25 protein-coding genes are annotated in these 25,731 nt (G+C 71.7%); 8 read left to right on the top strand and 17 right to left on the bottom strand.

Annotation, left to right across the window (positions count from 1 at the left end):
* Positions 1 to 20 precede the first annotated feature (20 nt).
* From J2X60_RS05280 to J2X60_RS05265, 4 genes are read right to left on the bottom strand one after another with little or no spacing between them, the layout of a single operon-like run.
* The gene (locus J2X60_RS05280) at positions 21 to 518 is read right to left on the bottom strand and encodes a cupin domain-containing protein (RefSeq protein ID WP_254791776.1); all 498 of its coding nucleotides are present in this window, start codon (positions 516 to 518) and stop codon (positions 21 to 23) included.
* Positions 515 to 1,885 (bottom strand): amidohydrolase family protein, encoded by a 1,371-nt coding sequence (locus J2X60_RS05275; protein WP_309886692.1) that lies wholly within the window; start codon positions 1,883 to 1,885, stop codon positions 515 to 517. The genes J2X60_RS05280 and J2X60_RS05275 overlap by 4 nt, the downstream gene beginning before the upstream one ends.
* A complete protein-coding gene (locus J2X60_RS05270; RefSeq protein WP_309886691.1) occupies positions 1,882 to 3,570 on the bottom strand; it encodes an adenosylhomocysteinase in 1,689 nt (562 codons plus the stop codon). The genes J2X60_RS05275 and J2X60_RS05270 overlap by 4 nt, the downstream gene beginning before the upstream one ends.
* 60 nt (positions 3,571 to 3,630) lie before the next feature.
* Positions 3,631 to 4,611: a PrsW family intramembrane metalloprotease gene (locus J2X60_RS05265; protein ID WP_309777014.1), complete on the bottom strand. Its 981-nt coding sequence runs from the start codon at positions 4,609 to 4,611 to the stop codon at positions 3,631 to 3,633.
* Positions 4,612 to 4,684: 73 nt separating this feature from the next.
* Here J2X60_RS05265 and J2X60_RS05260 point away from each other — a divergent pair, with 73 nt between their 5' ends.
* The 6 genes from J2X60_RS05260 (at position 4,685) to J2X60_RS05235 (ending at position 8,638) form a co-directional block, all read left to right on the top strand.
* Positions 4,685 to 4,948: a glutaredoxin family protein gene (locus tag J2X60_RS05260; protein WP_071295832.1), complete on the top strand. Its 264-nt coding sequence runs from the start codon at positions 4,685 to 4,687 to the stop codon at positions 4,946 to 4,948.
* 74 nt (positions 4,949 to 5,022) lie between these two features.
* Positions 5,023 to 5,862 (top strand): amidohydrolase family protein, encoded by an 840-nt coding sequence (locus J2X60_RS05255; RefSeq protein WP_309886690.1) that lies wholly within the window; start codon positions 5,023 to 5,025, stop codon positions 5,860 to 5,862.
* Between the two features lie 41 nt (positions 5,863 to 5,903).
* Complete coding sequence (locus J2X60_RS05250) at positions 5,904 to 6,770, top strand: fumarylacetoacetate hydrolase family protein (RefSeq protein ID WP_309886689.1); 867 nt, start codon at positions 5,904 to 5,906, stop codon at positions 6,768 to 6,770.
* A complete protein-coding gene (locus J2X60_RS05245) occupies positions 6,767 to 7,513 on the top strand; it encodes an SDR family oxidoreductase (protein WP_309886688.1) in 747 nt (248 codons plus the stop codon). The genes J2X60_RS05250 and J2X60_RS05245 overlap by 4 nt, the downstream gene beginning before the upstream one ends.
* A 114-nt stretch (positions 7,514 to 7,627) precedes the next feature.
* Positions 7,628 to 8,263: a FadR/GntR family transcriptional regulator gene (locus J2X60_RS05240; protein WP_070419373.1), complete on the top strand. Its 636-nt coding sequence runs from the start codon at positions 7,628 to 7,630 to the stop codon at positions 8,261 to 8,263.
* Between the two features lie 96 nt (positions 8,264 to 8,359).
* Positions 8,360 to 8,638 (top strand): GlsB/YeaQ/YmgE family stress response membrane protein, encoded by a 279-nt coding sequence (locus J2X60_RS05235; protein ID WP_309886687.1) that lies wholly within the window; start codon positions 8,360 to 8,362, stop codon positions 8,636 to 8,638.
* A gap of 141 nt (positions 8,639 to 8,779) precedes the next feature.
* On the opposite strand, the gene J2X60_RS05230 is transcribed toward J2X60_RS05235, so the two are convergent.
* The 9 genes from J2X60_RS05230 to J2X60_RS05190 form a co-directional block, all read right to left on the bottom strand.
* Complete coding sequence (locus J2X60_RS05230) at positions 8,780 to 9,736, bottom strand: aldo/keto reductase (RefSeq protein ID WP_309886686.1); 957 nt, start codon at positions 9,734 to 9,736, stop codon at positions 8,780 to 8,782.
* Entirely contained in the window at positions 9,733 to 10,059 is a 327-nt protein-coding gene (locus J2X60_RS05225) for an L-rhamnose mutarotase (RefSeq protein WP_309886685.1), read from the bottom strand. The genes J2X60_RS05230 and J2X60_RS05225 overlap by 4 nt, the downstream gene beginning before the upstream one ends.
* The gene (locus tag J2X60_RS05220) at positions 10,059 to 11,384 is read right to left on the bottom strand and encodes an alpha-L-fucosidase (protein ID WP_309886684.1); all 1,326 of its coding nucleotides are present in this window, start codon (positions 11,382 to 11,384) and stop codon (positions 10,059 to 10,061) included. Before J2X60_RS05220 ends, J2X60_RS05225 begins: the two co-directional genes overlap by 1 nt.
* A 32-nt stretch (positions 11,385 to 11,416) precedes the next feature.
* Positions 11,417 to 12,337, bottom strand: coding sequence for a carbohydrate ABC transporter permease (locus J2X60_RS05215; protein ID WP_309886683.1), 921 nt, complete (start codon positions 12,335 to 12,337; stop codon positions 11,417 to 11,419).
* Positions 12,330 to 13,298, bottom strand: coding sequence for a carbohydrate ABC transporter permease (locus J2X60_RS05210; RefSeq protein WP_070417844.1), 969 nt, complete (start codon positions 13,296 to 13,298; stop codon positions 12,330 to 12,332). Before J2X60_RS05210 ends, J2X60_RS05215 begins: the two co-directional genes overlap by 8 nt.
* 105 nt (positions 13,299 to 13,403) lie before the next feature.
* Complete coding sequence (locus J2X60_RS05205) at positions 13,404 to 14,642, bottom strand: sugar ABC transporter substrate-binding protein (RefSeq protein ID WP_254790869.1); 1,239 nt, start codon at positions 14,640 to 14,642, stop codon at positions 13,404 to 13,406.
* Positions 14,643 to 14,766: 124 nt separating this feature from the next.
* Positions 14,767 to 16,101 (bottom strand): enolase C-terminal domain-like protein, encoded by a 1,335-nt coding sequence (locus tag J2X60_RS05200; protein ID WP_309777024.1) that lies wholly within the window; start codon positions 16,099 to 16,101, stop codon positions 14,767 to 14,769.
* 264 nt (positions 16,102 to 16,365) lie between these two features.
* Entirely contained in the window at positions 16,366 to 16,950 is a 585-nt protein-coding gene (locus J2X60_RS05195) for a TetR family transcriptional regulator (RefSeq protein WP_309777025.1), read from the bottom strand.
* Between the two features lie 59 nt (positions 16,951 to 17,009).
* Entirely contained in the window at positions 17,010 to 19,070 is a 2,061-nt protein-coding gene (locus J2X60_RS05190) for an MDR family MFS transporter (protein WP_309886682.1), read from the bottom strand.
* Positions 19,071 to 19,254: 184 nt separating this feature from the next.
* On the opposite strand from J2X60_RS05190, the gene J2X60_RS05185 reads away from it, so the two are divergent.
* Entirely contained in the window at positions 19,255 to 20,235 is a 981-nt protein-coding gene (locus tag J2X60_RS05185; RefSeq protein WP_309886681.1) for a phosphotransferase, read from the top strand.
* A 25-nt stretch (positions 20,236 to 20,260) separates the two neighbouring features.
* Positions 20,261 to 20,680 (top strand): hypothetical protein, encoded by a 420-nt coding sequence (locus J2X60_RS05180; RefSeq protein ID WP_309777029.1) that lies wholly within the window; start codon positions 20,261 to 20,263, stop codon positions 20,678 to 20,680.
* Between the two features lie 33 nt (positions 20,681 to 20,713).
* On the opposite strand, the gene J2X60_RS05175 is transcribed toward J2X60_RS05180, so the two are convergent.
* From J2X60_RS05175 to J2X60_RS05160, 4 genes are all read right to left on the bottom strand, one after another.
* Complete coding sequence (locus J2X60_RS05175) at positions 20,714 to 22,162, bottom strand: flotillin family protein (RefSeq protein WP_070417837.1); 1,449 nt, start codon at positions 22,160 to 22,162, stop codon at positions 20,714 to 20,716.
* 145 nt (positions 22,163 to 22,307) lie between these two features.
* Positions 22,308 to 23,135, bottom strand: coding sequence for an ammonia-dependent NAD(+) synthetase (nadE, locus tag J2X60_RS05170; RefSeq protein WP_139199207.1), 828 nt, complete (start codon positions 23,133 to 23,135; stop codon positions 22,308 to 22,310).
* 39 nt (positions 23,136 to 23,174) lie between these two features.
* Entirely contained in the window at positions 23,175 to 23,354 is a 180-nt protein-coding gene (locus J2X60_RS05165; protein ID WP_070417835.1) for a hypothetical protein, read from the bottom strand.
* 183 nt (positions 23,355 to 23,537) lie between these two features.
* Positions 23,538 to 25,634: a choice-of-anchor G family protein gene (locus J2X60_RS05160; RefSeq protein ID WP_309886680.1), complete on the bottom strand. Its 2,097-nt coding sequence runs from the start codon at positions 25,632 to 25,634 to the stop codon at positions 23,538 to 23,540.
* Positions 25,635 to 25,731 lie beyond the last annotated feature (97 nt).

Genomic DNA, 25,731 nt, shown 5'->3' with positions numbered 1-25,731 from the left:
GCGAAACGGATGTCTCGCGACTACTCGGCGAGCGTGAAGTCGTCGAACGAGAACCCGGGCGACACCAGGCAGCTCAGCAGCACCTCGCCGTCGCCCGGCAGGGTCCGCTGCCACACGCCGCCGCGCACGAACGCCTGCGCGTCGTTCACCCGGTCGCGCCCGGCATCCGGGCCGAGCGTGATCGTCGCACCGGGCTCGGGCTGCTCGCCGTCGCCGCCGAGCTGCAGGTCGACGCTGTCCGGCCCGTGCCACATCCAGATCTCGTCGCTCGTGACCCGGTGCCAGGCCGAGGCCTCACCCGGGGGCAGCAGGAAGTGGATCAGGGTCGCGGCGGGCCGGTCGCCCGCCGGCGTCGACACGGTCGCGGGCGAGGTCCAGGTGCGGACGTACCAGCCGCCCTCCGGGTGCGGCTCCATACCCAAGGCGACGGCGCGCTTCGGCACGTCGAGCCACTCGATCAGGGTTCCGTCGACGGTGCGACGGGCGGCCATGCCCGGGCGGGGTGCGGTCTCGGTCATGATTCCTCCAAGGAACGATCAGATGGGGCGGGCGGGCCGGTCAGCGCACCGTCGACGGCCCGGACGACACCGCGGACCACGGTCGCGACGGCACGGCCGGCACCGTCCTCGACGAGTTCGGCGAGGGCGTCCGGCACGGTCCGGGCGTCGACGTCGAAGACGGCCAGGTCGGCGCGTGCCCCGACGGCGAGGTGCCCGATCCGGTCTGGCCCGACGGCGAGCCCCATGGCGTGCGCGCCGCCGAGGGTCGCCGCGGCGAGCAGTCGTTCGTGCAGGTCGCGGTGCCCGTAGCCCTGCGACCGGGCGATCCGGTGCAGCGCGGTGACGTCGGCCATCAGGTCGAGGGACGGCGACGACGACAGCGAGTCCGTGCCGATCGCGATCGGGCTGCCCTCGCGCAGGTAGTCGGCGACGGGTGGCGGATCGAGCCCGATGACGGCGTTCGAGCGCGGGCAGAGCGCGACGGCGGTCCCCCGCGCGCGCAGCAGTGCCCGGTCGGCGGCGGTCATGTACACACCGTGCGCGATGTGACAGTCGGGGCCGAGCACGCCCAGCCGGTCGACGAACGCGGTCGCGCTCGCACCGAAGCCGAGCGCGCGCATGGCCCGGAACGACGGCACGTTCGCCAGGTGCCAGTCGTTGCCGTGGCCGACGCCGTCGACGCCCTCGAGCCCGGGCACCGGCCCGAGGGCGACGCGCTCGCCCTCGAACGCGGCCTCGCCGAGGTGCAGGTGCAGCCGGAGGCCGCGCTGGCGCACGATGTCGGGGAGTTCGAGCAGCGGGGCGACCTCGAGCGAGTACGGCGCGTGCGGGGAGAGCCCGGCGCCCGGGTCCGTCGGGATCCGCTCGAGTTCGGCGAGGACCTGGTCGCGGCCGTGGGACTGCCAGGCCGCGTTCTCCCAGTCCATGACCTCCCAGTAGGCGATGCCCCCGAGGCCCGCTTCGGCGAGCACGGTCGACGCCTCGATGTCCGTGACGACGTCGGCGATGCTCGTCACACCGGCGAGGATCGACGACGTCGCGCCCGCTGCCGCCTCGGCGTGCCAGTCGTGCGGCTCGGCGTAGTCCTCGTTGAACGCGCGGGCCCAGTCCTCGAAACCGCTGTACTGCCGCTGCCCGACACTGGCCATGCCGGTGTACTGCAGGTGCGAGTGCGCGTTCACGAGACCGGGGAGGAGGGCACCTCGCCACGGCCGTTCGGTGAAGGGCACGCCGGAGACCGCGAGCTGGTCGACGACCCACGACCGGTCGCCGACGTGCAGGATGCGGCCGTCCTGCACCGCGACGGCGCCGTCGGCGATGGGCGGCGCGGTCATCGGCACGACGATGCGCGCCGAGTGGACGGTGACGGGGTGCCCGGTGGTCACGACGGGTCTCCGAAACGGCGGGTCCGGACGTCGGGCTCACGGTCGGCGGGGTGCTCGGCGAGCGGTCCAGGAGGCGCGGCTGGCGCTCCGAAGGCGGCGAGCGCCGCGCGGGCGGTCGCCTCGTCCACCGCGGGGTCGATCGGCACGACGGCACGGTCGAGCTCGTCACCCCGTTCGAGGAGCATCCGGACGGCGCCGAGCTGTGCGGCGAAGGACAGGTCCATGATCTCGATCGGGTTGCCCTCGGCAGCGGTGATGTTGATGCAGCCGCCGCCGTCGAGCACGATCGGGCCGCCGTCCGTACCGGGGAACACGAGTCGCTCGGCCTTCGGACCCACCGGGACCCGCTCGGCGCCGGCTGCTCGGGCGTCGTCGAGCGCCACCTCGTGGTCGACGCCGCCCGCGACCGCGACGACCGTGCCGTCCGCGCACGACCGCAACGCGCGGAGGTCGACCGTGTCGGCGACCCCCGTGGCGCTCATCACGAGGTCGGCGTCCTGCACCGCCTCGGCGAGGGGTGCGACGGCGTAGCCGGCGAAGAGCGCCTGCAGGGCGCGGACCGGGTCCGTCTCGGCGACCGTCACCCGCAGACCGAGTGCCGTGAGCACCAGGGCGACCCCCTCGCCGACGTGGCCGAACCCGGCGACGACCGCCGCGCCTCCCGGGACCACGCGGTGCGTACCGGACGGGAGCCGGTCGAGCAGGTCGAACACCGCGAACACCGTCGACTGCCCGGTGCCGTACCGGTTGTCGAAGAAGGTCTTGGTGCGGGCGTCGTTCACCGCGACCACGGGGATGCCGAGCTCGCCGCGCGCCGCCATGGTGCGGAGCGGGCGGAGGCCGCTCGTCGTCTCCTCCGCTGCGCCGAGCATCGTGGGCACCAGGTCCGGCCGCTCCTGGTGCGCGAGACGGATCACGTGCGAGCCGTCGTCGAGCAGGACGTGCGGCCGGGTGTCGAGCATCGCGAGGGCGAGGGCCCGCTGCTCGGGGAGCGAGGCGGCACTGCTCGCGTACACGGTCAGCCCGGCTGCACGGAGGGCGTCGGCCACGGCGTCGTCGGTCTCGTCGGCGTGGGCGTAGACGACGACCTCGGCGCCGGCGTCGCGGAGGAGCAGGCTCAGCACGGCGGTCTTCGGCTCGAGGAACATCGCGACGCCGATCCGGGTGCCACGGAGGAGCTCCCCGTCGCGGAGCTCGGCGGCGACCGCTCGCGACACGGGCATCGACCGGCGGGCCCAGCGCAGGCGGGCCTCGGCGGCAGGGTCGTCCTCGGGGTCGCGGCCGGTGGAGACGAGGAAGACGTCGTCCGAGGTCATCGGCACCGCGAGGACACCCGGACGGGCGATCGTGACCGGGCCGAAGGCGTCCTCGTCGACGGCGGGGAGGTGTCGTCCGGCGTCGACCACGACGAGGGTCGCACCCCGGGGGCGGTCGGCTTCGCGCTCGATGGCCGGCGTGGAGTCCTCCGGCGAACCAGCGCACCAGAGCTGGTCGACGGGTTCGTGGGGCAGCGCCTCGCGGGCGCCGAGCCCCGTCAGCAGGGAGCGCAGCGCCGCGGTGTCACGGGGGTCGCCGCCGACGATGCGGAAGCGGCGCGCGGCCACGAGGAGGTTCGTCGCGCTCGCGAAGCGCCGGACGGCCGCCGAGGCCCAGGCGCGGGTCTCGGGGTCGGCTCCTGGCGGCATGCCCCAATCGTAGGGCGAGCGGGTGGCGCGCCCGTGTCCGGCGGGTGGCCGGGGGCCTCGTCAGCGCAGGACGTGTGGTGGGGGCGTGCCGTCCCATCCCCCGTCGGCCGGCGACGACGACGACCAGGGTGCCGGCCAGCCGGCGAGCGCGTTCGCGCTCCGGTCGAGCCGTCGGTGCCGGCGCAGCACCGTGACCAGGACCGCGACCCCCACGGCCGACACGATCGCGAGCCCGATCACGTACAGGGTCGTCGCGACGCCGGCGATCGACGCCGGGACGACCCCGTTCCGCGCCGCCGAGAACGGCGTCCCCGTCACGACGAACGCCAGCAGGGTGGAGATCGTCGAGTTGGAGTCCCACAGCCCGTGCAGCAGGGAAACCCCCACGTAGGCGACGATCGGGGCCCACGACCACCGGAACCGGTCGCGACCACGGGCGGCGCCGAACAGGACGGCTCCGAGGATCGACGTCCAGAGCACGTGCCCGACCGGGGACAGCACCGCACGGACGACCTCGGTCTGCAGCAGGGACACCAGGTCGATGCCCCGCGCGGTGATCGCCGCGTTGAACGCGTACCCCGCCGACTCGAACGCGGCGAACCCGGCACCGACCGTCGCCCCGAGGAGCGCTCCCTGCCGAGCCGTCTTCGGGCGCACCCGCCACCCGACGAACAGCAGCAGGACGCCCTTGACGAACTCCTCGACGAACCCGACGACGATGTACACGAGTGCGTCCTGCTGCAGGTTCGCCTCGAGCAGGGACGCCCCGAGCACGCCGAGGATCCCGCCGACGAAGAACGCGACGATGAGCTGCATCGTGCTCACCGTTCCGGTCACCCGCTCGATGACGAACAGCACCACCGTGAAGGGCACGAGGAAGCTGCCGAGCAGGATGATCGTCGGGACGAGGTTCGTGTTCAGCGTCGTGATCGTGACGACGATCGTGACCACCCAGAGCAGGAACCCGACGAGGAGGGTCTTCCACCACCAGCCGTGACGGTGGTGCGGGTGAGCGGCGCGGACGTCCGTGGACAGGCTCATGGAGCCATGGTGCTCCGCGGCCGCGCCGGGGGTCACGGGAATGCGCGGGGCTCGTCGGACGTACTCTCTGGGCATGAGCGATGCATCCTTCGACAAGGTCACGATGTTCGGTGCGGACTGGTGCCGCGACTGCCGCCGTTCCAAGGCGCTGCTCGACACCCTCGGAGTGGACTACGAGTACGTCGACGTGGAGGCGGACCTGACCGCGGCGGACCGCGCCGAGGAGATCAGCGGGCGGAAGAACATCCCCGTCGTCGTGCTGCCGAACGGGAAGCACTTCGTCGAGCCGTCGGACGCCGAACTGCGCTCGGAGCTCGAGGCCGCCGGCGTCGTCTGACGCCCGGGCGCGCTCGGGCGCGCTCGCGCCGTTTCCCCCGCCCGGACATCGGATGAATCGGGCATGATGGCCGCGTGATCATCGACGCTCACCACCACCTCTGGGATCCGGCAGACCGTCCCTACCCCTGGATGGACGACTCGGTCGCCCCGATCCGGCGACGGTTCGACGTGGACGACCTGCGTGCGGCGACCACCGGGACCCCCGTCACGCAGACGATCGCGGTGCAGGCGGTGCACGACGCAGGCGAGACCGCCTGGCTCCTCGCGCAGCCCGCGCCGGTCGCGGGCGTCGTCGGCTGGGTGGACCTGACCGCGCCCGACGTGGCCGAGCGCGTGGCGTCGGTGTCGACCGGTCCGGGCGGCGAGCGGCTCGTCGGCATCCGCCACCAGGCACAGGACGAGCCCGACCCCGGGTGGCTCGCCCGGCCGGGGGTCGTCCGCGGCGTCCGTGTCGTCGCGCGTGCCGGCCTCGTGTTCGACCTGCTCGTGCGCGAGCGGGAGCACGACGCTGCCCTTGCCCTCGTCGACGCCGTGCCCGAGGCGTCGTTCGTCCTCGACCACGCCGGCAAGCCGTCGATCGACACCGGGGACCCCTCGTGGCCGGACCGGATGCGGGACTTCGCCGTCAGGCCCAACGTGGCGTGCAAGGTCTCCGGGCTGCTCACCGAGGCCGGCGTCGACTGGCGGGAGCAGCCCGTCGCCCGGTACGCCCGCGCGGTCGTCGAGCACTTCGGACCGGAACGCTCGCTGTTCGGCTCCGATTGGCCGGTGTCGACGCTGGCCGCCGACTACGCCGAGGTGCTGCGCACGACGAGCGATGCCCTCGCCGACCTGTCGCCGACCGAGCGCGACGCTGTCCTCCACGGGACGGCCGAGCGGATCTACCTTGCCGGAGCCTCGACTCAGACATAGGATGTTTCCGCTGCACCGGCGCAGCAGGAGAGCGAGGAACGATGCGGTTCGCACGACTTGGCCCGGCGGGCGACGAGATCCCGGTCGCGATCGACGACGGCGAGGTGCTCGACCTCCGGAGCCTCACCGGTGACATCAGCGGTGGCTTCCTGGCGTCCGACCCCGGCCCCGACGCCCTCGTGCGGCACGCCCGCGCCGCCGGCGACCTGCCCGTGGTCGACCGGGCGGACGGACTCCGGCGTGGGTCGCCCGTCGCCCGCCCCGGCAAGGTCGTCTGCATCGGCCTGAACTACCGCGACCACGCCGCCGAGACCGGCGCCGACATCCCCACCGAGCCGATCGTGTTCATGAAGGACCCGATGACGGTGATCGGCCCCGACGACGAGGTCCTCGTCCCCCGCGGCAGCACGAAGACCGACTGGGAGATCGAGCTCGCGATCGTGATCGGCACCACCGCGCGCTACTGCGCGTCCGAGGACGAGGCCGCGACGCACATCGCCGGCTACGCCATCGCCAACGACGTCTCGGAGCGCGCGTTCCAGCTCGAACGCGGCGGGCAGTGGGACAAGGGGAAGTCCTGCGAGACGTTCAACCCGCTCGGCCCGTGGCTCGTCACGCCGTCCGCGCTCGAGGCGGACGGTCTCGACCCGAACGCCCTGTCGCTGCAGCTCCGGGTGAACGGCGAGCTCCGGCAGGACGGCAGCACTCGGGACATGATCTTCCGGCCGGCCGAGATCGTCCGGTACCTGTCGCAGTTCATGGTCCTCTACCCGGGCGACGTCATCAGCACCGGCACACCCGCGGGGGTCGCCCTCGGCAGCGGTGCGCCGTACCTGCAGGCCGGCGACGTCGTCGAACTCACCGCCGAGGGCCTCGGCTCGCAGCGCCAGACGATCGGCGCAGCATGACCGCCGGAACCCACGAGGGCCTGCGGGCCATCGTCACCGGGGGCGCCTCGGGGATCGGCGCCGCGATCGTCGCCGCGCTCCGTGACCGAGGTGCGACCGTCGCGGTGCTCGACCTGCAACCCCCGGACGACGCCCTGTCGTTCCGCTGCGACGTCGGCGACGACACGTCCGTCCGGGCAGCGGTGTCCGACGCCGTCGAGCAGCTCGGCGGCCTCGACGTCCTGGTCAACAACGCCGGCATCGGCGCACAGGGCACGGTCGAGGACAACCCCGACGACGAGTGGCGCCGCGTGTACGAGGTGAACGTGCTCGGCGCGGTCCGCCTCTCGCGCGCGTGCCTGCCGCACCTCCGCGACTCCGACGCCGCGAGCATCGTGAACACCTGCTCGATCGCCGCCACCGCGGGGCTGCCCCAGCGCGCGCTGTACTCGGCGACGAAGGGCGCGATCGCCGCCCTCACCCGCGCCATGGCGGCCGACCACCTCCGGGAGGGCATCCGCGTCAACGCCGTCAACCCCGGCACCGCGGACACCCCTTGGGTCGGACGGCTGCTCGAGCGTGCCGACGACCCGGCAGCGGAACGCGCGGCCCTGGAGGCACGCCAACCGCACGGACGCCTGGTCGCCCCCGAGGAGGTGGCCGAGGCCGTCGCCTACCTCACGAGCCCGCTCGCCCGGTCGACGACCGGCGTCGACCTCGCCGTCGACGGCGGGATGCAGGCGCTCCGGCTCCGACCCGCCTGATGGGCCCTGGAGGCGCGACTATCGTCGTCCTGTCGGCTCGCGTGGGCGAGTGGCCGAGCAGGAGGTGGTGACGTGGCGTCGCTGACGGACGATGCGATCGCACGCATCCAGCAGATGATCGTGAGCGGCGAGCTCCAACCCGGGCAGCGCCTCCCGCCCGAGAAGGAGCTCAGCGAGTCCCTCGGGCTGTCGCGGAACAGCCTCCGCGAAGCGGTGAAGGCCCTCGAACTCATCCGCGTGCTCGACGTCCGGCGCGGCGACGGCACCTACGTGACGTCGCTCGAGCCGACCGTCCTGCTCGAGGCGGTCTCCTTCGTCGTCGACATGCACCACGACCGCTCGCTCGTGGACCTGCTCGAGGTCCGACGGATCCTCGAGCCCGCGTCCGCCGTCCTCGCGACCGCCCGCGCCTCGGAGCAGCAGATCGACGACCTGCACGCGCTCATGCAGTCCGTCGGCGAGGACACCGGCGTCGAGGACCTCGTCGCCCACGACCTGCAGTTCCACTCGACGATCGCGGGCATCGGCGGCAACCAGTACCTGTCCGGCCTGCTCGACGCCCTGTCGAGCAAGACCGTCCGGGTGCGGGTCTGGCGCGGCCTGACGCAGAACGGCTCCGTGCAGCGCACGCTCGACGAGCACGCGGCGATCGTGGACGCCATCCGTCGCCGCGACCCCCAGCTCGTGCAGGCGCTCGTCGTGGCGCACGTCGAGGGTGTGGAGCGCTGGTTGCGGCGCTCGCTCGACTGAACCCGGCAGTCCTCCCAGGCAGGTGCGAGTTGGGTCGGTTGTCGGCCCTGACTCCGGCAACCATGCCGCGGCAACCGCACCCACGAGGAGGAAACCGTGATCGGTCTCATCATCAGCTTGATCATCATCGGACTCATCGCCGGCGCCCTCGCGCGGCTCATCGTCCCCGGCAAGCAGCACATCTCGATCCCCATGACCATCCTGCTCGGCATCATCGGGTCGTTCGTGGGCGGGTTCCTCGGGTTCCTGATCTTCCAGCACGACCCGATGGACGGCTTCTTCCAGCCCGCCGGCATCATCGGCTCGGTCATCGGCGCCGTCATCGTGCTGTTCATCTACACGCGGTTCGCCGGCCGGAGCGCCCGCACCCGCTAGTCGGACGTGGCCGGGCACGACCCGGCGCACAACCGAAGTCACCCCGAACCGCGCATCCGCGTGGCTCGGGGTGACTTTCGTTGTGCGCACGCGATCGGCGCCGGCGATCGGCGCGGGCCGCCGCGCGGCGGGGCGCCCGCGTCAGGCGGCGAGCAGGCCCGCCGCGCGCAGGTCGTCCCAGAGCGCCTCGGGTACCCTCGCTGCCGCTCGAGCGACGTTCGAGCGCACCTGCTCCGCCGACTGCGCACCGAGGGCGATCGCCCGGACGGCAGCCGCACGGCGCGGGAACGCGAGCGCGGCCTCCGGCAGCGTGACACCGTGCCGCTCGCACACGTCGGCGATCGCGTTCGCCCGTTCGACGAGCGACGCCGGCGCCACCGCGTAGTCGTACGTCGCCGAGGCGTCCGGCCGGTCCCGGCCGAGCAGCCCCGAGTTGTAGACGCCGACCGCGACCACGGCGACCCCGAGGTCCTCGCACCGTGCGACCAGCGACGCCGCCGGCTGCTCGAGCAGCGTGTACCGCCCGGCGAGCATGACCACGTCGCACATGCCGGTGGAGACCGCTGCCTCGAGGGCCTCGACAGAGTTCGACCCGACGCCCACCGCTCGGACGACCCCCTCGTCCCGGAGCTCGACGAGCGTCGGCAGCGCCTGCGTCAACCCGTCCCGCAGTGAGTACACGTCCGGGTCGTGCAGGTAGGCGATGTCCACGTGGTCGAGCCCGAGCCGCCCGAGGGACTCGTCGAGGGACCGCCGCACGCCCGACGGCGAGGGGTCCCACTGCCGGACCAGGTCGTCCGGCACCGCGAACCCGCCGGAGTCCAGGTCGTCCCCGTCGCCTCGCCCGGGTACGAGCAGGCGTCCGACCTTCGTCGACACCAGGTAGTCGGACCGCGGCCGTTCGGCGAGTGCCGCTCCGAGCCGCCGCTCGGACAGCCCGAGCCCGTAGTGCGGCGCAGTGTCGAAGCCACGGACCCCGGCCTCCCACGCGGCGTCGACCGTGGCCCGCGCCTCGTCGTCGGACACCTCGCGCAGCAGGTTGCCGATCCCCGCACCACCGAACCAGAACGGTCCGCGGTCGAGGTCCGGGGCCGTCACGCGTCCACCTGGTCCGCGAGCGACCACACCCGGGGGATGCCGTCGTCGTCGCCGGAGTAGTCGTCGTCCGCCTCGAGCAGCGGGTTCACCACGGCCTGCCAGTCGGCGTTCACGGGGTCGTCGGCGAGCGCCCTCCGCATCACCCGGTAGTCGTCGACCTCGACGAGGTGCACGAGGTCCTGCCCGTCCCGCCAGATCGTCCAGTCCTGCACGCCGGCCGCGCGGAGCCGTGCCGCCAGCGCGGGCGGGACCGAGGCGTGCACGCGTTCGTACGCCGCCTCGCTCCCCGCCCGCAGCCGGGTCCTCGTCAGGATGCGCTGCATCAGTCGCGCAGGAAGAGCTCGACCACGGGCACCGCCACGTCCGGCCGGACGATCGGCAGGGTGAGCGTCAGCGTCCCCGCGGGCTGCCCGCCGAGCCCGGTGTTCTGCGCCCGGGTGCCGGGCGCGATCTCGCGGTAGTGGATCTCCGACGCGTCGTTCAGGAGCTGGGCGTACTCGACCCGGCCGGCGAGGTCGGCGAGGTGCACGTGCTCGAACGGCCACGTGAAGAGGTGCAGGTACAGCCGGTTCCCGTTCTGCGTGTAGACGGTGCCCGCCGGCGCCCGGAACGACGACGGTCCGGCGCCGTACACCGACCGCGCGTGCTGGTGCATCCACGTACCGATCCCGGCGAGCGCCGTCCGGGCGACCCTGTCGAACTCGCCACGACCGGTCGGCCCGACGTTGAGGAGCATGTTCCCGTTGTTCGAGACCCCGTCGACGAGCATGCGCACGAGCAGGTCGGTGCTCTTGACGTTCAGGTTGTCGCGGTCGTACCCCCACGAGCCGTTGAGGGTCTGGCAGGCCTCCCACGGCACCTGCACGCCGTCGACCTCCATCGGCTTGTCCGGCTGGTACTGCTCCGGCGTGACGATGTCCCCGGGCAGGTCGAGCCGGTCGTTGACGATGATGCCGGGCTGGAGCCGCTTGGTCAGCGCCAACAGCTCCTCGGACCCCCAGTCGTCGCGGCCCTTGCCGCCCCAGATGTCCTCGTGGTCGTTGTCGCGGTACGAGAAGTCGTAGAACAGGTAGTCGATCCGCCCGTAGTCGGACAACAGCTCCGTCACCTGCCCGTGCAGGTAGTCCCGGTAGCGCGCCATGTCCCGGCCCTCGTTCAGCGCGGCGATCGCCTCGTCGCCATCGTCCCGCCTCGGGTGCACGCCGTCGATCGTGAAGTCCGGGTGGTGCCAGTCGATGAGCGAGTGGTAGAACCCGACCCGCAGTCCCTCGGCGCGGACGGCGTCGACGAACTCGCGCACGATGTCGCGGCCGAACGGGGTGTTCGTGGACTTGTAGTCGGTCAGTGCGCTGTCCCAGAGTGCGAAGCCCTCGTGGTGCTTCGTGGTGAGGACGACGTACTTCATGCCCGCCTCACGTGCTCGTCGCGCCCAGTCGGCGGCGTCGAACAGGTCCGGGTCGAAGTGGTCGAAGTACTTCTGGTAGTCGGCGTCGGTGATCCGCTCGCGGTTCTTCACCCACTCGTGCCGTGCCGGCAGGGCGTAGAGCCCCCAGTGGATGAACATGCCGAACCGGTCGTGGGTGAACCACGCGGGCAGCCCGGAGGGGTCGGTCGCGGTCTGCGGCTCTGCAGGTGCGGTGATGGTCATGTGGCCAGTGTTCCTTTCAGGAGTACAGCACGTCACCGGCCGCCGAGGCCGCTGGTGACGATGCCCTTGACGAGGTGCTTCTGCAGCAGGACGAGGAGGATCACGGTGGGGAGCATCGAGATCACCGAGGCCGCCATCACGAGGTTCCACTCGGACCCCTGCTGCCCGAAGAACTGCTGCAGGCCGAGCGGGATCGTGCCGTGGGCCTCGACGTCGTTGACCACGACGAGCGGCCAGAGGAACGAGTTCCAGTAGGAGATGAACGAGAAGACCGCGAGCACAGCCATCGTCGGCCGGGCGAGCGGCAGCATCACCGAGACGAAGGTCCGGACGGCGCCGGCGCCGTCGACGCGTGCTGCGTCGTCGAGCTCCTGCGGCACGGTGAGGAAGAACTGCCGGATGAGGAACGCGCCGAGCGCCGTGAACGCCCACGGGACGATGAGCGCCTGGAAGGTGTCCACCCACCCGAAGCCCTGCATCATCACGTACATCGGGATGACGAGGACGTCCTGCGGGATCATCAGCGTCACGAGGAAGAGCAGGAACACGGTGTTCCGTCCCCGCCAGCGCAGCCGCGAGAACGCGTACCCGGAGAGCACGGCCACGACGACGTTGATCACGGTGCCGGCAGCCGCCACGAAGATCCCGTTCAGGATGAATCGGGCGAACGGCAGGTAGGTGAACGCCTGGACGTAGTTGTCCCACTCGAGCGAGCGTCCCCAGAGCGTCGGCGGCGTGGTGAACACCTGGTCCGCCGGCTTGAGGCTCGTCGCCACCATGTAGATGAGCGGCGAGACGAAGAGCAGCGCGACGAGGCAGAGGAGCGCGTAGCCGATCGCGTGCCGGAGCCGTCCGGGCCGGGGTGCCGAGGCGGTCCGGGGCACGGACCGCGGGTTGACCGTGCGGTTCGACGTCGTGAACCCGCTCGTGCGGGGCTTGGTCAGCTCACTCATAGTGCACCCACCGCTTCTGCCCGAGGAACTGGACGGCCGTGATCCCGAGGATGATGACGAACAGCACCCAGGCACCGGCAGAAGCCAGCCCGAGCTGCTGGTTCTGGAAGCCCGTGTTGTAGATGTACTGCACGAGGGTCTCCGTCGCCGTGCCCGGTCCGCCCTTGGTGAGGACGAACGGCTGCACGAACACCTGGAACGAGGTGATCAGCGTCATCATCGTGGCGAAGAACACCGACGGCGAGATGAGCGGGAACTTGATCGCCCAGAACGTCTGCCACGCGTTCGCGCCGTCGAGCTGCGACGCCTCGATCTGGTTCTCGGGCACGGCGTCGAGGGCCGCCGAGAAGATGAGCATGTTGTACCCGAAGCCCTGCCAGACGCTCATGGCGACGATGGCCAGCATCGCCCAGTGCTCGTCGGCGAGGAAGTTCGGCGCGTGCACGCCGACCGTCGACTGCAGGGAGGCGTCGATCGCGCCGCCCGGCTGGTAGAGCATCCGCCAGACCACGACGTTCGCGACGATCGGCGTGATGGTCGGGATGAAGAACAGCACGCGGAAGACGTGTCGACCGGCGATCCGCGGCGTGAGCCAGGCGGCGAGCCCGAGCGACACGACGAGGTTGAGCGGCACGTACAGCACCACGAACAGGGCCGTGTTGAGCGTCACCGTCCGGAACACCGGGTCGGCGAAGAGCCTGGCGTAGTTCTCGATGCCGGCGAAGCTGCGCTCGCCGAGCATCGGCCAGTTCATGAAGCTGACGACGAGGGAGGCGATGATCGGGAACGCCGTGAAGACGACCAGCCCGATCGAGTGCGGCGCGGCGAAGGCGGCGCCCCACCACGAGCGCCGACCGACGACGCCGTCGGCGTCACCGCCCTTGGGCCGGGGCGTCGCGGTGCCCGTCGCGACCGCGGTCGCGACGGCGGGGACCGCCGGTGGATCCTGGATGGTGGTCATGCGACGACCTCCTCGTCGTTCGCGGGTGCTTGCTGTCGGGGTGGCGGACTGGAGGCGCGGGGCGGGGTCGACCCGCGCCTCCAGTCCGTCAGTCGGTCGCGTCGGTCACTGCGTGCCGAGCTGGCCGGCGATCGAGGACATCGTGTCCTTGCCGGACGTCTGTCCGTTGACCGCCTGGAGCGCGTACTGCGTGAAGAGCTGGCCCAGCTGGTCGCTCTGCTTGTTGCCCGGGAGCGGCGAGGACTTGGCGAGGGCCGCCTTGAGCGCGGTCTCGGCCCCGTCGATGCCGGCGCTGGAGTACCACGCGTCCTGCGCCGCGGTGCGGGCCGGGAAGGCACGCCCCTGCTCGGCGAGGGACGTCAGGACCTTCTCGCTGGTCATCGTCTGGACGGCCTTGAACGCCTGCTCCGGGTACTTGCACTGCTTCGAGACGCCGAAGCCGGAACCGGCGGCGAAGGTCGACGGGCCCGAGGTCCCGGCCGGCAGCGTCGTGACGCCGAGGTCGAACTTCACCTTGGCCTTCTGGCTGATCAGCGACCACGGACCGTCCGTGTACATCGCGACCTTGCCGGCGGCGAAGTCGTTGCCGGGGGTCGACGCGTCGGACGACGCCTGGGTCGCGTAGCCCTTCTTCACCAGGCTCGCGAGCCAGTCCAAGCCGTCCGCGAACTTCGTGTCGGTGGCGTCGATCTTGCCGGCCTTCGTGATCACCCGGCCGCCGTTGTAGCCGTAGATCATCGACTCGAGGTTGAGGTCGCCCACGGTCGAGCCGAACTCGGTGATGCCCTTCGCCTTGAGCGCCTCGCCGGCCTGCTCGAAGTCGTCGGTGGTCCACCCGGGCTCGGGGTCCGCCACGCCGGCCTGCTTGAAGAGGTCCTTGTTGTAGAACATCAGGATGGGCCCGGTGTCGTACGGCAGACCGTAGAGCTTGCCGTCGACCTTCATGCCGTCGAGCGCCGTGCTGTCGTACGCCGACAGGTCGAGCCCGTCTTTCTTCGCGAGGTCGTCGAGCGACAGGAGCGATGACGTGTAGTTCGCCGCGCGGAGCGACTGCATGCTCACGATGCACTGGGCGCTGCCGGCGCTGAGCTGCGTGCTGAGCTTCGTGAAGTAGTTCTCGAACGGGGCGCCCTGGATCGTCAGGGTGATGCCGTCCTCGCTCTTCACGGTGTCGGCGACCTTCTGCCAGGCGGCCTTGTCCTCCTTCCCGGCGATCCACATGGACCAGGTCATGGCGTCCTTGGACTGGCTGCCGCCGGCACTGCTGCCGGAGGAACAACCAGCGAGGACGAGCGCGGTGGCGGCGGCTGCCGCCAGCCCCGCGACGATTCGGCGTCGGTGCATCGGAGTCTCCACTTCGTCGTGGTGATCAGGGTGAGGGTCGGTACTGGAGGGACGTGGTGCGGGTCAGGGGCGTCGGACGTCGCGATCGGGGTGCGTCAGGCGACGCGGACGGGGTCGATGTACGTCATGCGACGCGGACGGCGTCCGGGACGCTCGCGTCGACGGCGGCCCAGACCGGGCCGTCGGGGAACGCGTGGTCCTCGAGCGTGGCGGCGTGCATCTCGGTGCCCGCGCCGGGAGCGGTGGGCGGCCAGTAGCGGCCGTCGTGCACGTCGACCGGTGTCACGAAGTGCTCGTGCAAGTGGTCGACGAACTCGATGCAGCGGGTGTCGAGGTCTCCGGTGAGCGCGACGGCGTCGAACATCGAGAGGTGCTGCACCGCCTCGCACAGACCGACCCCGCCGGCGTGCGGGCAGACGCGGACGCCGTACTTGGCGGCGAGGAGCAGGATCGCGAGGTTCTCGTTGACCCCGGCGACCCGCGTGGCGTCGATCTGGAGCACCGACATCGCGTCCGCCTGGATGAGCTGCTTCGCGATCACGCGGTTCGCCATGTGCTCCCCCGTCGCCACCGGGATCGGTGCGATGCGGCGGGCGATCTCGGCGTGTCCGAGGACGTCGTCGGGGCTCGTGGGTTCCTCGACCCACGCGATGTCGAACGGGCGGAGCCGCTCGATCCACGTGACCGCCTCGTCGACGTCCCAGCGCTGGTTGGCGTCGATCGCGATCCGGATGTCCGGACCGACCGTGGCGCGGGCGATCCCGAGCCGTCGGACGTCCTCGTCGATGTCCCCGCCGACCTTGAGCTTGATCTGGGTGAAGCCCTCGTCGACGGCCTCGCGGCAGAGGCGGGCGAGCTTCTCGTCGTCGTAGCCGAGCCAGCCGGGCGTGGTGGTGTACGCCGGGTAGCCCTCGTGCTCGAGGCGGCGTCGGCGCTCGGCACGGAGCGGCACGGCGGCCTCGAACAGCTCCCGTGCGTCGGCCGGGGTGATGGCGTCGGAGAGGTACCGGAAGTCCACCAGGTCGACGAGCTCGTCCGGGCTGAGATCGGCGAGCAGCGCCCAGAGCGGCTGCCCGGCACGCTTCGCCCGGAGGTCCCAGAGGGCGTTCACCACGGCGCCGATCGCCATGTGCATCACGCCCTTCTCGGGCCCGAGCCACCGGAGCTGCGAGTCGTGGACGAGCGTGCGCCACGTCCCGCCCATGTCCGCGAGGACCGACTCGGCGTCCGCGCCGACGACGTGCTCGCGGAGGGCGGCGATCGCTGCTTCCTGCACCTCGTTGCCGCGGCCGATCGTGAAGACGAAGGCGGTGCCGACGTGCCCGTCCAGGGCGTCGGTCGCGATCTCGACGTAGGCGGCGGAGTAGTCGGGCGCCGGGTTCATGGCGTCGGATCCGTCGTGGTCCCGGGAGGTCGGGAACCGGACGTCGCGGACGCGCAGACCGGTGATGCGGCTCATCGTGTCTCCTACCCGTTCGGTCTCCGTCGACCGAACGGACTCATCGAAACATCCGATGTCTCTGCTGTCAAGGTCCGATTTCTAGATGTTTCAGCCACGATGCGCAGTGATTGATCGGACGACAGCACGCGACGGCAAGGAGACAGACAGGAGGCGCGGTGCGGTTCGGACCCGCACCGCGCCTCCTGTCACGGCCGCCACGCCGCTGGCGCGTCGCGCCGGAACCGGCCGGTGGGGCCCACCTCCTGGACGTGGTCGCGCTGCTCAGACGGCGGCGAGCCGCCCCATCTCCGCGACCACGCCGCGGAGCCGGTCCGCGAGCTCGTCGCGGGACGCGACCGAGAACCGGTGCGCGACCTCGATGACGGCGGCCATGACGAGCGTGACGGCGGTCCGCGCCGCCTCGGCGTCGGTGCGTGCGGCGGCGACCTCGACGATCGCCGACCGGGCCTCGGCCATCCACTGCAGCATCGTCGGGACCATCTCGGACCGCGCCTGCACGAGCGACTTCATCCGGCGGCGGTCCTCGGGCAGGGTCACGGTCTGCGCGACGAGATCGCAGAGGTCGGACACGAGCGTGCCTGCACCGGCGAGGAAGGTCGCGCGGGCAGGGTCCGGGACGGTGGTCGCGGGGAGGCCGAGGGCGGCGTTGCCCTTGGACGGGAAGTAGTTGAAGAACGTGCGGGGCGAGACGCCGGCGGCGGCGCAGATCTCCTCGACCGTGACGCCGGCGAGCCCGCGATCGGTGACGAGCTCGAGCGCGGACCGGTGGATGGCGGCCCGGGTCTGCTGCTTCTTGCGCTCCCGCAGGCCGCTGTCGCCGGGGGCGGGGGCTTCGGTGGTGGTCACGTGGTGGCTCCTCGGACGGACGACGGGGCCTCCCGCGGTGGCGGGAGGCCCCGTGCGGCCTAGCGGTCCGACGCGCCCCGCTGGACGGGGATCGAACCGGTGACGGGAGCGGTCGGCGAGCCCATGGTGTCGGCGGCCTTGACCGCCTGGACCTCGAGGTCGTCAGCCGTGCCCTCGTTGTCCGCCTGCTCCTGCAGGGCCGAGCTCTTGCGGAGCGGCGGCGCCTTGAAGAACCAGCTCAGGACGAAGGCGAGCAGGATGACCGCGAAGCCGACCCAGTAGACCGTGACGGCCGACGAGTTGAACCCGGTCATGAACGGTCTGGTGAGCGCGGCGTCTGCACCGTTCAGGTAGGACGTGTCGCTCGTCTCGCTGCTCGACGCGCCCTTGTCGCTCGTGCCCTTGTCGATCTGCTTCGACAGCGCCGGTACGAGGTCGTCCACCCAGTACGTGCGCTGGGCCGAGTCGGACCAGTCGACGACGAGCTTGCCGTCCTGCACGGACGCGTGCGCCTTGTCGGCGGCGGCGGTGAGCGCCTGCTGCTGCACGGCCTCGGGGGCGCCGGCCGTGGCCTGGGTCACCTGCGCGGTGGCTTGGTCGAGCCCGGACTGGACCTGCTGCTTGATCGGGGTGACGATCGGGTTCCAGATCTGGTCCATGACGCCCTGGTTCGCCTCGGCGCTGGCGACCGTCGGGTTGAGCGCGGCGTCGAGTGCACCGGTCAGGTTCTTCTGGTCGGCCGTGGCGTGCAGGATGTTCGCCGGCATGATCGAGAACAGGACGCTCAGGAGCACCGCGGTGCCCAGCGTTCCACCGATCTGGCGGAAGAACGTCGCCGAGCTGGTCGCCACGCCCATGTCACGCGGCTGCACGGAGTTCTGCGAGGCGAGGGTGATGCTCTGCATGAGCTGACCGAGGCCGAGCCCGATGAGGAACATGCCGATCATCAGGAACCAGAGCGGCTTGTCGATGGTCATGAACGTCAGGACGACGTAGCCGAGCGAGACGAGCGCGGTGCCGATCACCGGGAAGATCCGGTACTTGCCGGTGCGGGCGACGATCTGGCCGGAGGCGATCGACGCGATCATGAGCCCACCGATCATCGGCAGGGTCGCGAAGCCCGACTCGGTCGGGGTGAGACCCGTGACGATCTGCAGGTACAGCGGGATGGTCAGCATGGCACCGAACATCGCGAAGCCCACGAGGAAGCCGAGGATCGTGGCCATCGAGAAGACGCCCGAGCGGAAGAGCTTCAGCGGGATGATCGCGTCGTCCTTCATGAGCGTCTCGATGACGAGGAAGGCGACCAGGCCGAGGGCACCGATCACGTAGCAGGCGATCGCGGCGGCCGAGCCCCAGCCCCAGGTGCGGCCCTGTTCGGCCACGAGCAGGAGCGGGACGAGGGTCACGATGACCGAGGTCGCGCCCCACCAGTCGATGCGCGGCTTCGCCTTGGCGTCGCCGAACTTCGGCAGGTGCAGGAACGCGATGACCATGAGGAGCGCCGCGATGCCGATCGGGACGTTGATCAGGAAGACCCAGCGCCAGCCGGTGACGCCGAGGATGGTCGACGCGCCGGAGAAGAGCCCGCCGATGAGCGGACCGATCACCGAGGAGATGCCGAAGACGGCGAGGAAGTAGCCCTGGTACTTGGCACGTTCGCGGGGAGCGAGGATGTCGCCCATGATCGCGAGCGGCAGGGACATCAGCGCACCGGCACCGATGCCCTGGAAGGCACGGAACGCGGCGAGCATGATCATCGACGTCGACATGGTCGAGAGCAGCGAGCCGATGATGAAGACCGCGATGCCGAAGATGTAGAGGGGACGACGGCCGAAGACGTCGGAGAGCTTGCCGTAGATCGGCGTGGTGATCGTCGACGCGATCAGGTAGGCCGTGGTGACCCAGGCCTGCTGGTCGAGACCGTGCAGGTCGTCGCCGATGGTGCGGATGGCCGTGCCGACGATCGTCTGGTCGAGCGACGAGAGGAACATGCCGGCCATGAGGCCGTAGATGACGAGGAGGATCTGGCGGTGCGACATGATCGGCTTCCCCGGCTGGCCGGCCGGGGAGCTCTGTCGTCCGCGCGACACCTCGACGGGTGCGGTGGCAGTAGACATGGGGGTCCTTCAGGGGTGCGTGTGGTGGTCGTGGTCGCGAGGGACGCCGGGGCGTCGTGGCGGGCCGATGACGGCGGGTCAACCTTGCAGACGCTGCAACTTTACACCATGAGCACCTTTGCTACCTCCGCAATCTTTCCCGTTGTGCATGTTCGTGAACGCCTCCTCAGGTACCGTGGGCCGCATGGGGCGGACGACGTGGACCGATGTGCCGGCAGTCCTGCGGGAGCGCATCGAGACGGTGCTCGGGGGTGCGGTGGCGCGGGCCGAGTCACAGGCGGGTGGGTACTCCCCCGGTGGCGCCGACCGGGTGGTCACCGCGGACGGTCGACGAGCGTTCGTGAAGACGCTCTCGCGGTCGCGGAACCCGGACGGCTTCGGGATGCACGAGCGTGAGGCCGAGGTCATGGGCCACCTGCCCGGTTCGGTGCAGGCGCCTCGGCTGATCGACACCGTGCGCGAGACCGTCGACGGCGACGACTGGATCGCCCTCGTCATCGAGGACGTGGCCGGACACCACCCCGGCACGGCGGGCGACGGGTCTGACGTCACCGCCGTGCTCGACGCACTCGACACGCTGCCGACCGCCACCGGGACGCTCGCACAGCTCCCGCGCGTCGCGGACGACCTCGTCGAGGACTTCGGCGCCTGGGACCGGATGGCCGCTTCAGGCTTCCCCGACGTCGTCCCGGCGCACGTGGTCGCCGCTGCCCCTGCGATGGCGCGGGCGGCACGCGACGCCGCGGCGGCCGTCGACGGAGGATCCCTGGCGCACGTCGACTGCCGCGCCGACAACCTGCTCGTCGACGCGGACGGTGTCGTCTGGGTCATCGACTGGCCGTGGGCGGCCGTCGGCGCGCACTGGCTCGACCCGCTCACCTACCTGCTCGACGTGCTGGTGCGCGGCGAGGACGCCGACGTCGAGCACCACCTCGCCAACCACCGGGTGTTCGCGGGGGTGCCGGCGTCGAGCGTGGACGCGGTCCTCGCCGGGCTCGCCGGGACGTTCTTCGAGAAGGCGTCCCGCCCGGCGATCCCGCACATGCCGACGCTCCGGGACTTCCAACGACGCGAGGGGCTGGCGGCCGCCGAGTGGCTGCTGCGACGGTGGGGAGGACTGCCGCCGGGGGAAGAACCCACGTACCCCGCTGTCCAGGAAGCGTGACCCGGTCGAGCGTACCGTCCCGCACATGACTGACGAGCACGAAGGCCAGCGTCCGGAAGACGACGCTGCGCGGCTCGGACTCGTCGTCGTCGGCGAGGCAGCAGCACTGCACTCGGGCGACGAGGCGGCCCTGGACGCGAGCGAACAGAACATCCGCGACACCATCGACGAGATGATCGACGAACCGTTGACCGAACGGCAGGAGCAGGTGGTCGAACGACTGGCGTCGGCCGGGGGCACGCTCACCGCGGGCCTCAGCGGTGCCCTCGCCGCGCAGACCGGCCGGAGCGTCGACGACGTCCTCGAGGGAGCCGCCCGCAGCGTCGTCTGGCAGCAGCGTCTGGCGGACCAGCGCCGGGACGGACACGACGGCTCCGGTGAGCGCGAGGACGCCGGCGGGCAGCAGCGCGACCGCCGCGACGACGACGGGCGCGACGAGGACTGACCCCCGCCGCGCCCGCACCGGACGACGGATCGGCTACTCGGCCGCCGCGGACTCCTGCTCACGAACGACGGCGCGGGCTGCGGCCTGCCCCGTCGTGGTGCTCTTGACGATGTCGCTCAGCGTGAAGCCGGCCGTCGTCCCGAGCAGGGCGTCGACCTCGCTGAACTGGCTGACCACGCTCTTCGAGAGTGCTCCGGCACCGTCGGAGGACACCACGGTCAGCTTGTCGATGTTGCCCATCGGCGCCGCGAGCTCACGGGCGATGCTCGGCAGCGTCTCGATCGCCTTCACCCGGAGGACCGCCTCGGAGTGCTGGGCGAGCGCGTCCGCCTGCGCCTTGGTGGCGTCGGCCTCGGCCTGGCCCTTGGCGCGGATGGCGTCGGCGGCGGCCTCCCCCTCGGCGCGGGACGCGTCGGCCGCGAGCTTGCGCGCCTCGGACTCGGCCTGGGCCTCGGCGGCGATCGCCTCGGCCGAGATGCGTCGGGCCTCTGCCTGGGCACGGGCGGTCTCGACCTGGGCAGCGGCAGCCGCCTCGGCCTCGACGCGGGTCTTGCGCGCCTGTGCCTCGGCCACCGCGGAGACCTCGGACTCGAGCTCGGCACGGCGGAGTTCGGCACGCTTCTGCGCGGTCAGCTGCTCCTGCTCGACGACGCCCTGCGCCGCGCGGGCCTGGGCGAGCGGGCCGGCGGCGGCGGCTTCGGCGGAGGCACGGTCGGCGTCGAGCTGCAGCGCGGCCCGACGGATCGCGAGGGTGTTCTCCGCCTCGGCGATGGCCTGGTCGGCCGTGGCACGGGCCTCACGCGCTTCGCGGTCGGCCTGGGCCTCGGCGTTCTCGGCCTCGAGCCGGACCCGCGCGCGCTCGGCACGTCCGAGGTCGCTGATGTAGTCGTTGCGGTCCGAGATGCCCTTGATCTCGAACGAGTCGACGTCGAGTCCCTGGCTGTGCAGGGCGTCCTTCGCGACGTCGAGCACGGCGACGGTGAGCTGGTCGCGGTTGCGGATGATGGTCGACACGTCGGTCGCACCGATCGAGGCACGGAGGGAACCGGACAGGACCTCGCGCGCGAAGTCGTCGATCTTCTTCTCCTGGCCGAGGAACCGCTGCGCGGCGGCCCGGATCGACGCGTCGGCCTCGCCCACCTTGACGAGCGCCACGGCCTCGACGTCGATGGTCACGCCGCGGGAGTCCTGCGCGTTCACGTTGATGTCGATCGCGCGCGAGCTCAGCGAGATCTTGGCGACGCGCTCGAAGAACGGTCGGACCAGGACACCGGCGCCGAGGACGACCTTGATCCCGGACTCGACCGTCTCGGTGCCGTCGGGGTTCTTCACCTTGCGGGAGCGCTTGCCGGTGATGATGAGCGCTTCGTCGGCGCCGGCGTTGCGGTAGACGAGCTTCGCGTAGATCAGCACGATGACCGCCAGGACGACGACCCCCACGACGATCAGCGGGACGGCTCCGAGCGCGAACAGGACTTCCATGACTCCCCCTCGTGGAACAGGCCGCAGCCTGGATTCCGCATCTGTTGTTCCGTTGGCTCCCATCGTAGGAGAACGCACGGACAGACGGGAGGCGCGGTGTGGGTCGGACCCGCACCGCGCCTCCTGGACGGAGTCGCGTCAGCGCCTACGCGCCCGCACGCCACCAGTCGTCGAAGGGCGTCGCCGGGACCTGGCGCTTGTGCTCCGTCGCCCGGTAGCGCGACTCGATCGCCTCGGCGACCTCGATCGGCACGTCGTGGCCCTGCAGGTACGCGTCGATCTCGGCGTACGACAGCCCGAGGTTCGCCTCGTCCGTCTGGCCGGGCGTCTCGTCGAGCAGGTCGGCGGTGGGGGCCTTCTCGTACAGGCGGGCCGGGGCGCCGAGGTGCTCGAGCAGCTGCCGGCCCTGGCTCTTCGACAGCCCGGTGAGCGGGGTGAGATCGACACCGCCGTCGCCGTACTTCGTGAAGAAGCCGGTCACGGCCTCGGCCGCGTGGTCGGTCCCGACGACGAGGAGCCCCCGCTGCCCGGCGACGGCGTACTGCGCGACCATCCGCATCCGGGCCTTGACGTTGCCCTTCACGAAGTCGCTCAGCTCCACGCCCGAGGCCGCGGTGTCCTGCACGACCCCGTCGACACCGTGCTCGATGTTCACGGTGATGCCCGGGTCGGCCGCGATGAACTGCAGCGCGAGCTGGGCGTCGTCCTCGTCGGCCTGCACGCGGTACGGCATGCGGACGGTGGTGAACTCGGCGGGGTGCCCCTCGGCACGGAGCGACTCGACGGCGAGCTGGGTCAGGCGCCCGGCGAGCGTCGAGTCTTGTCCGCCGCTGATCGCGAGCAGGTAGCCCTTGGCGCCGGTGGTGAGCAGGTAGTCCCGGAGGAACCCGACGCGACGGGCGATCTCCTGCTCCGGGTCGATGGTCGGCTGGACGTTGAGGTCCGCTGCGATGGCGGCTTGGAGTTCACGCACCACCCCAGTATCCCGCTGCATCCGCCGCGTGCACAGGGTTCAGTGGACGCGATCCGCGCCGACCGGACGGATGGTGTTGTCGTGGTCGGCCCCGATCGCGCAGGTGCAGACGACGCCGATGGTCTCCTGCGCCCGGGTGAGGACGAAGCGTTCGACGTGCGGGGGCCCGACGTGGCGGTCGAGCGGGTGGGTGTCGTGGTCGTGCACGGTGGTCCTCACGTCGCGGTCGGAAGCGGTCGGAAGCGGTGGATCGAGTCGGCCGACAGGGAGGGGCCGACAGCGGGACGAGGGGTGCCGGTGCGGTGGTGGCCCGAACCACCACCGCACCGGCGGGTCCGCGGCGACCCGAACGCGCCGCGGACCCGGGAGACGGGCGCCGGTACCCGCCGGCGCCCGTCCGGGTCAGGCTCGACGCATGCGCCGCGCGACGAGCGTGCCGCCGCCGGCCGCGAGGAGCAGCCCGGCGAGGAGCACCAGCGGCACCAGCTCGGCACCGGTGTAGGCGAGGCTCCCGGTCCCCGTGCCGTTGCCGGCCGCACCAGCACCGGCACCGCCGGCACCGCCCGCACCGCCGGGGCCGCCTGCGCCGCCGGGGGTCCCCGGCGTCCCGGGCGTACCGGGCGTACCGGGCGTACCCGGGTCGGTCGGGTCGACCGGTGCTGCTGCCACCGCGAAGGTCACCGCAGCGGGGTCGCTCACGAGGGTGCCGATCGTCTCGACCGCCTCGGCCTCGTGGTCACCGACGGCGACCCCGGGGAACGTGACCGTCCACGTGCCGTCCTCGTCCGCGACGGTCGACTGCGTGCCCTCGTCGTCACCGTCGAGCGTGACGTCGACGTCGGCGCCCGGCTCCGCGGTGCCCGTGACCGGCACCGAGGTGGTGTCGTCGTCCGCCGGGACCGTGTAGTCCGTCCCGTCCTCGGGCGAGGTGATGGCGATGCCCGCGAACGGGTCCGCCTGCACGGTCGCCGTCGCGAGGTCGACGGTCGCCAGGTCCGCCGCCGGCAGGAGCTGCACGCGGACGGCCCGGACCGTGGTGGCCCCGGTGTCGTCGGCGGTCGGCTCGGTGAACGCCGGGGCGGTCTGCGAGTTGATCGTGACGGAGACGAGCTGGTTCACGACGTCGAGCAGCGGGTCGAGCGCCGTGACGGTCGACGTGATGGTGGTGAGCAGGGTCTGCACGGTGTCCGCCACGAAGTCCCCGCCGAGCACGTCACCGAGGATGCCGGTCAGCGCCGGGACGATGGTCGAGCCGAGCAGCGGCTGCAGCAGCGGGTCGAGCGTGCCGAGCACCGGGCCGAGGATCCCGTCGCCGGTGACCGTGAGCGTGGCGCCGTCACCGGTGCCGAGCAGGTCCCCGACGGTGGTGTCGACCGTGAGGGTCAGCCCCGCCACGTCGGCTCCGAGCAGGTCGACGCCGGTGTCCACGACGAGCTGCACGTCGGCGACGTCCAGGGCGTTCGTGAGCGTCGTGGTGAGGAGGGCCGGCAGCTGCTCGGTCAGGATGTCCGAGATCGCGCCGGTGATCTGCGCGTTGATCGTCGCGTCGTCGAGCAGCGTGGTGTTCGCCGGCAGGTCGTTCAGCGTGTAGAGCTGCGCGAGGTCGATCGTGACCACGCCCGAAGACAGGTCGATCGTGACCGGGCCGTCGGTGAGCGGCTGCTGCGTCGCGGTGGCGAGCGCACCCTGCAGGTCCACGTCGGCGGTGAGCTGGGCGGTGGTGTCGTCGAGCGTCAGGACCCCGAGCCCGAGGGTGTTCACGGCGTCGGTCACCGGGTCGAGCAGCGCCGCGGTGAGGTCGGTGGTGAGACCGTCCTCGCCGATCGCCGCGTTCACGGTGTCGTCGGTGGTGCCGAGCGTCGTGTCCAGCGACGTCACGAGCTGCTGGACGGCGGGGCTGACGAGCCGGACCTGTGCGCCGGCGACCTGGTAGTCGGTGGTGACGTCCGGAGCGCCGAACGTCCGCGTCGCCTCGGCCCGGGCGGACAGGGCGCCGAGCCCGACCGAGAGCTCGCTCACGATGCCGTCGACGTCGAGGTCGCCGAGCAGCGGGGTGAGGTTCACGGTGGCGCCGGCGCCGGGGGTGCCCGGACCGACCTGGATCGCGCCGTCCGCGCCGACGGCTCCGGCGGCCGCGACCGCCGAGGTGGTGTCCGTGCTCGCGACCTGGCCGGCGACGCCGACGTTCACGAGACCGTTCTGGCCGAGCAGCTGGATGCCCCCGGGGACGTTGATCCCGATGCTGTTCAGCACCGAGAGGTCGAGCGGGTCGGACTGCCCGGCGGTCGCCCCGCCGGGAGCGGTCGCGCCGAAGGACCCGGCGAGCGCCGCGACGCTGTCGAGGTCGACGGAGCCGCTGCCGGAGAGCAGACGGCCCTCGGCCTGGGTCGCGTCGGTCGCAGCGGCGTGTGCGGGGAGGGCTGCTCCCCCGATGATCACGGCCGCGACGGTGGCCGTGGCGCCCGCGCGGAGCGCGAAGCGTGTTGCAGTGCGTGGCATGGTGCCTCTTCCTCCAGGCGGAGGTCGTCCGCCTGCTGATCCATCTCCCGCTGGTGGGGCGGGAGATCCGACGGGCGCGCTGGTGGGGCGGCCCGGA

This window comes from Curtobacterium sp. 320 (assembly GCF_031455235.1).
Taxonomy (GTDB): domain Bacteria; phylum Actinomycetota; class Actinomycetes; order Actinomycetales; family Microbacteriaceae; genus Curtobacterium.
The sequence above is the reverse complement of the archived record's forward strand: the minus strand, read 5'-3'. Positions and strand labels throughout refer to the sequence as shown.

Coding starts and splice junctions, on each gene's coding strand:
- J2X60_RS05210 (WP_070417844.1), bottom strand. CDS start 13,298: ATGACCACCATCCAGGATCCACCGGCGGTCCCCGCCGTCGCGACCGCG.
- J2X60_RS05175 (WP_070417837.1), bottom strand. CDS start 22,162: ATGGAAGTCCTGTTCGCGCTCGGAGCCGTCCCGCTGATCGTCGTGGGG.
- J2X60_RS05200 (WP_309777024.1), bottom strand. CDS start 16,101: ATGAGCCGCATCACCGGTCTGCGCGTCCGCGACGTCCGGTTCCCGACC.
- J2X60_RS05250 (WP_309886689.1), top strand. CDS start 5,904: ATGCGGTTCGCACGACTTGGCCCGGCGGGCGACGAGATCCCGGTCGCG.
- J2X60_RS05205 (WP_254790869.1), bottom strand. CDS start 14,642: ATGCACCGACGCCGAATCGTCGCGGGGCTGGCGGCAGCCGCCGCCACC.
- J2X60_RS05240 (WP_070419373.1), top strand. CDS start 7,628: ATGATCGTGAGCGGCGAGCTCCAACCCGGGCAGCGCCTCCCGCCCGAG.
- J2X60_RS05245 (WP_309886688.1), top strand. CDS start 6,767: ATGACCGCCGGAACCCACGAGGGCCTGCGGGCCATCGTCACCGGGGGC.
- J2X60_RS05190 (WP_309886682.1), bottom strand. CDS start 19,070: ATGTCTACTGCCACCGCACCCGTCGAGGTGTCGCGCGGACGACAGAGC.
- J2X60_RS05265 (WP_309777014.1), bottom strand. CDS start 4,611: ATGAGCCTGTCCACGGACGTCCGCGCCGCTCACCCGCACCACCGTCAC.
- J2X60_RS05180 (WP_309777029.1), top strand. CDS start 20,261: ATGACTGACGAGCACGAAGGCCAGCGTCCGGAAGACGACGCTGCGCGG.
- J2X60_RS05260 (WP_071295832.1), top strand. CDS start 4,685: ATGAGCGATGCATCCTTCGACAAGGTCACGATGTTCGGTGCGGACTGG.
- J2X60_RS05215 (WP_309886683.1), bottom strand. CDS start 12,337: ATGAGTGAGCTGACCAAGCCCCGCACGAGCGGGTTCACGACGTCGAAC.
- J2X60_RS05280 (WP_254791776.1), bottom strand. CDS start 518: ATGACCGAGACCGCACCCCGCCCGGGCATGGCCGCCCGTCGCACCGTC.
- J2X60_RS05270 (WP_309886691.1), bottom strand. CDS start 3,570: ATGCCGCCAGGAGCCGACCCCGAGACCCGCGCCTGGGCCTCGGCGGCC.
- J2X60_RS05225 (WP_309886685.1), bottom strand. CDS start 10,059: ATGCAGCGCATCCTGACGAGGACCCGGCTGCGGGCGGGGAGCGAGGCG.
- J2X60_RS05185 (WP_309886681.1), top strand. CDS start 19,255: ATGGGGCGGACGACGTGGACCGATGTGCCGGCAGTCCTGCGGGAGCGC.
- J2X60_RS05160 (WP_309886680.1), bottom strand. CDS start 25,634: ATGCCACGCACTGCAACACGCTTCGCGCTCCGCGCGGGCGCCACGGCC.
- J2X60_RS05220 (WP_309886684.1), bottom strand. CDS start 11,384: ATGACCATCACCGCACCTGCAGAGCCGCAGACCGCGACCGACCCCTCC.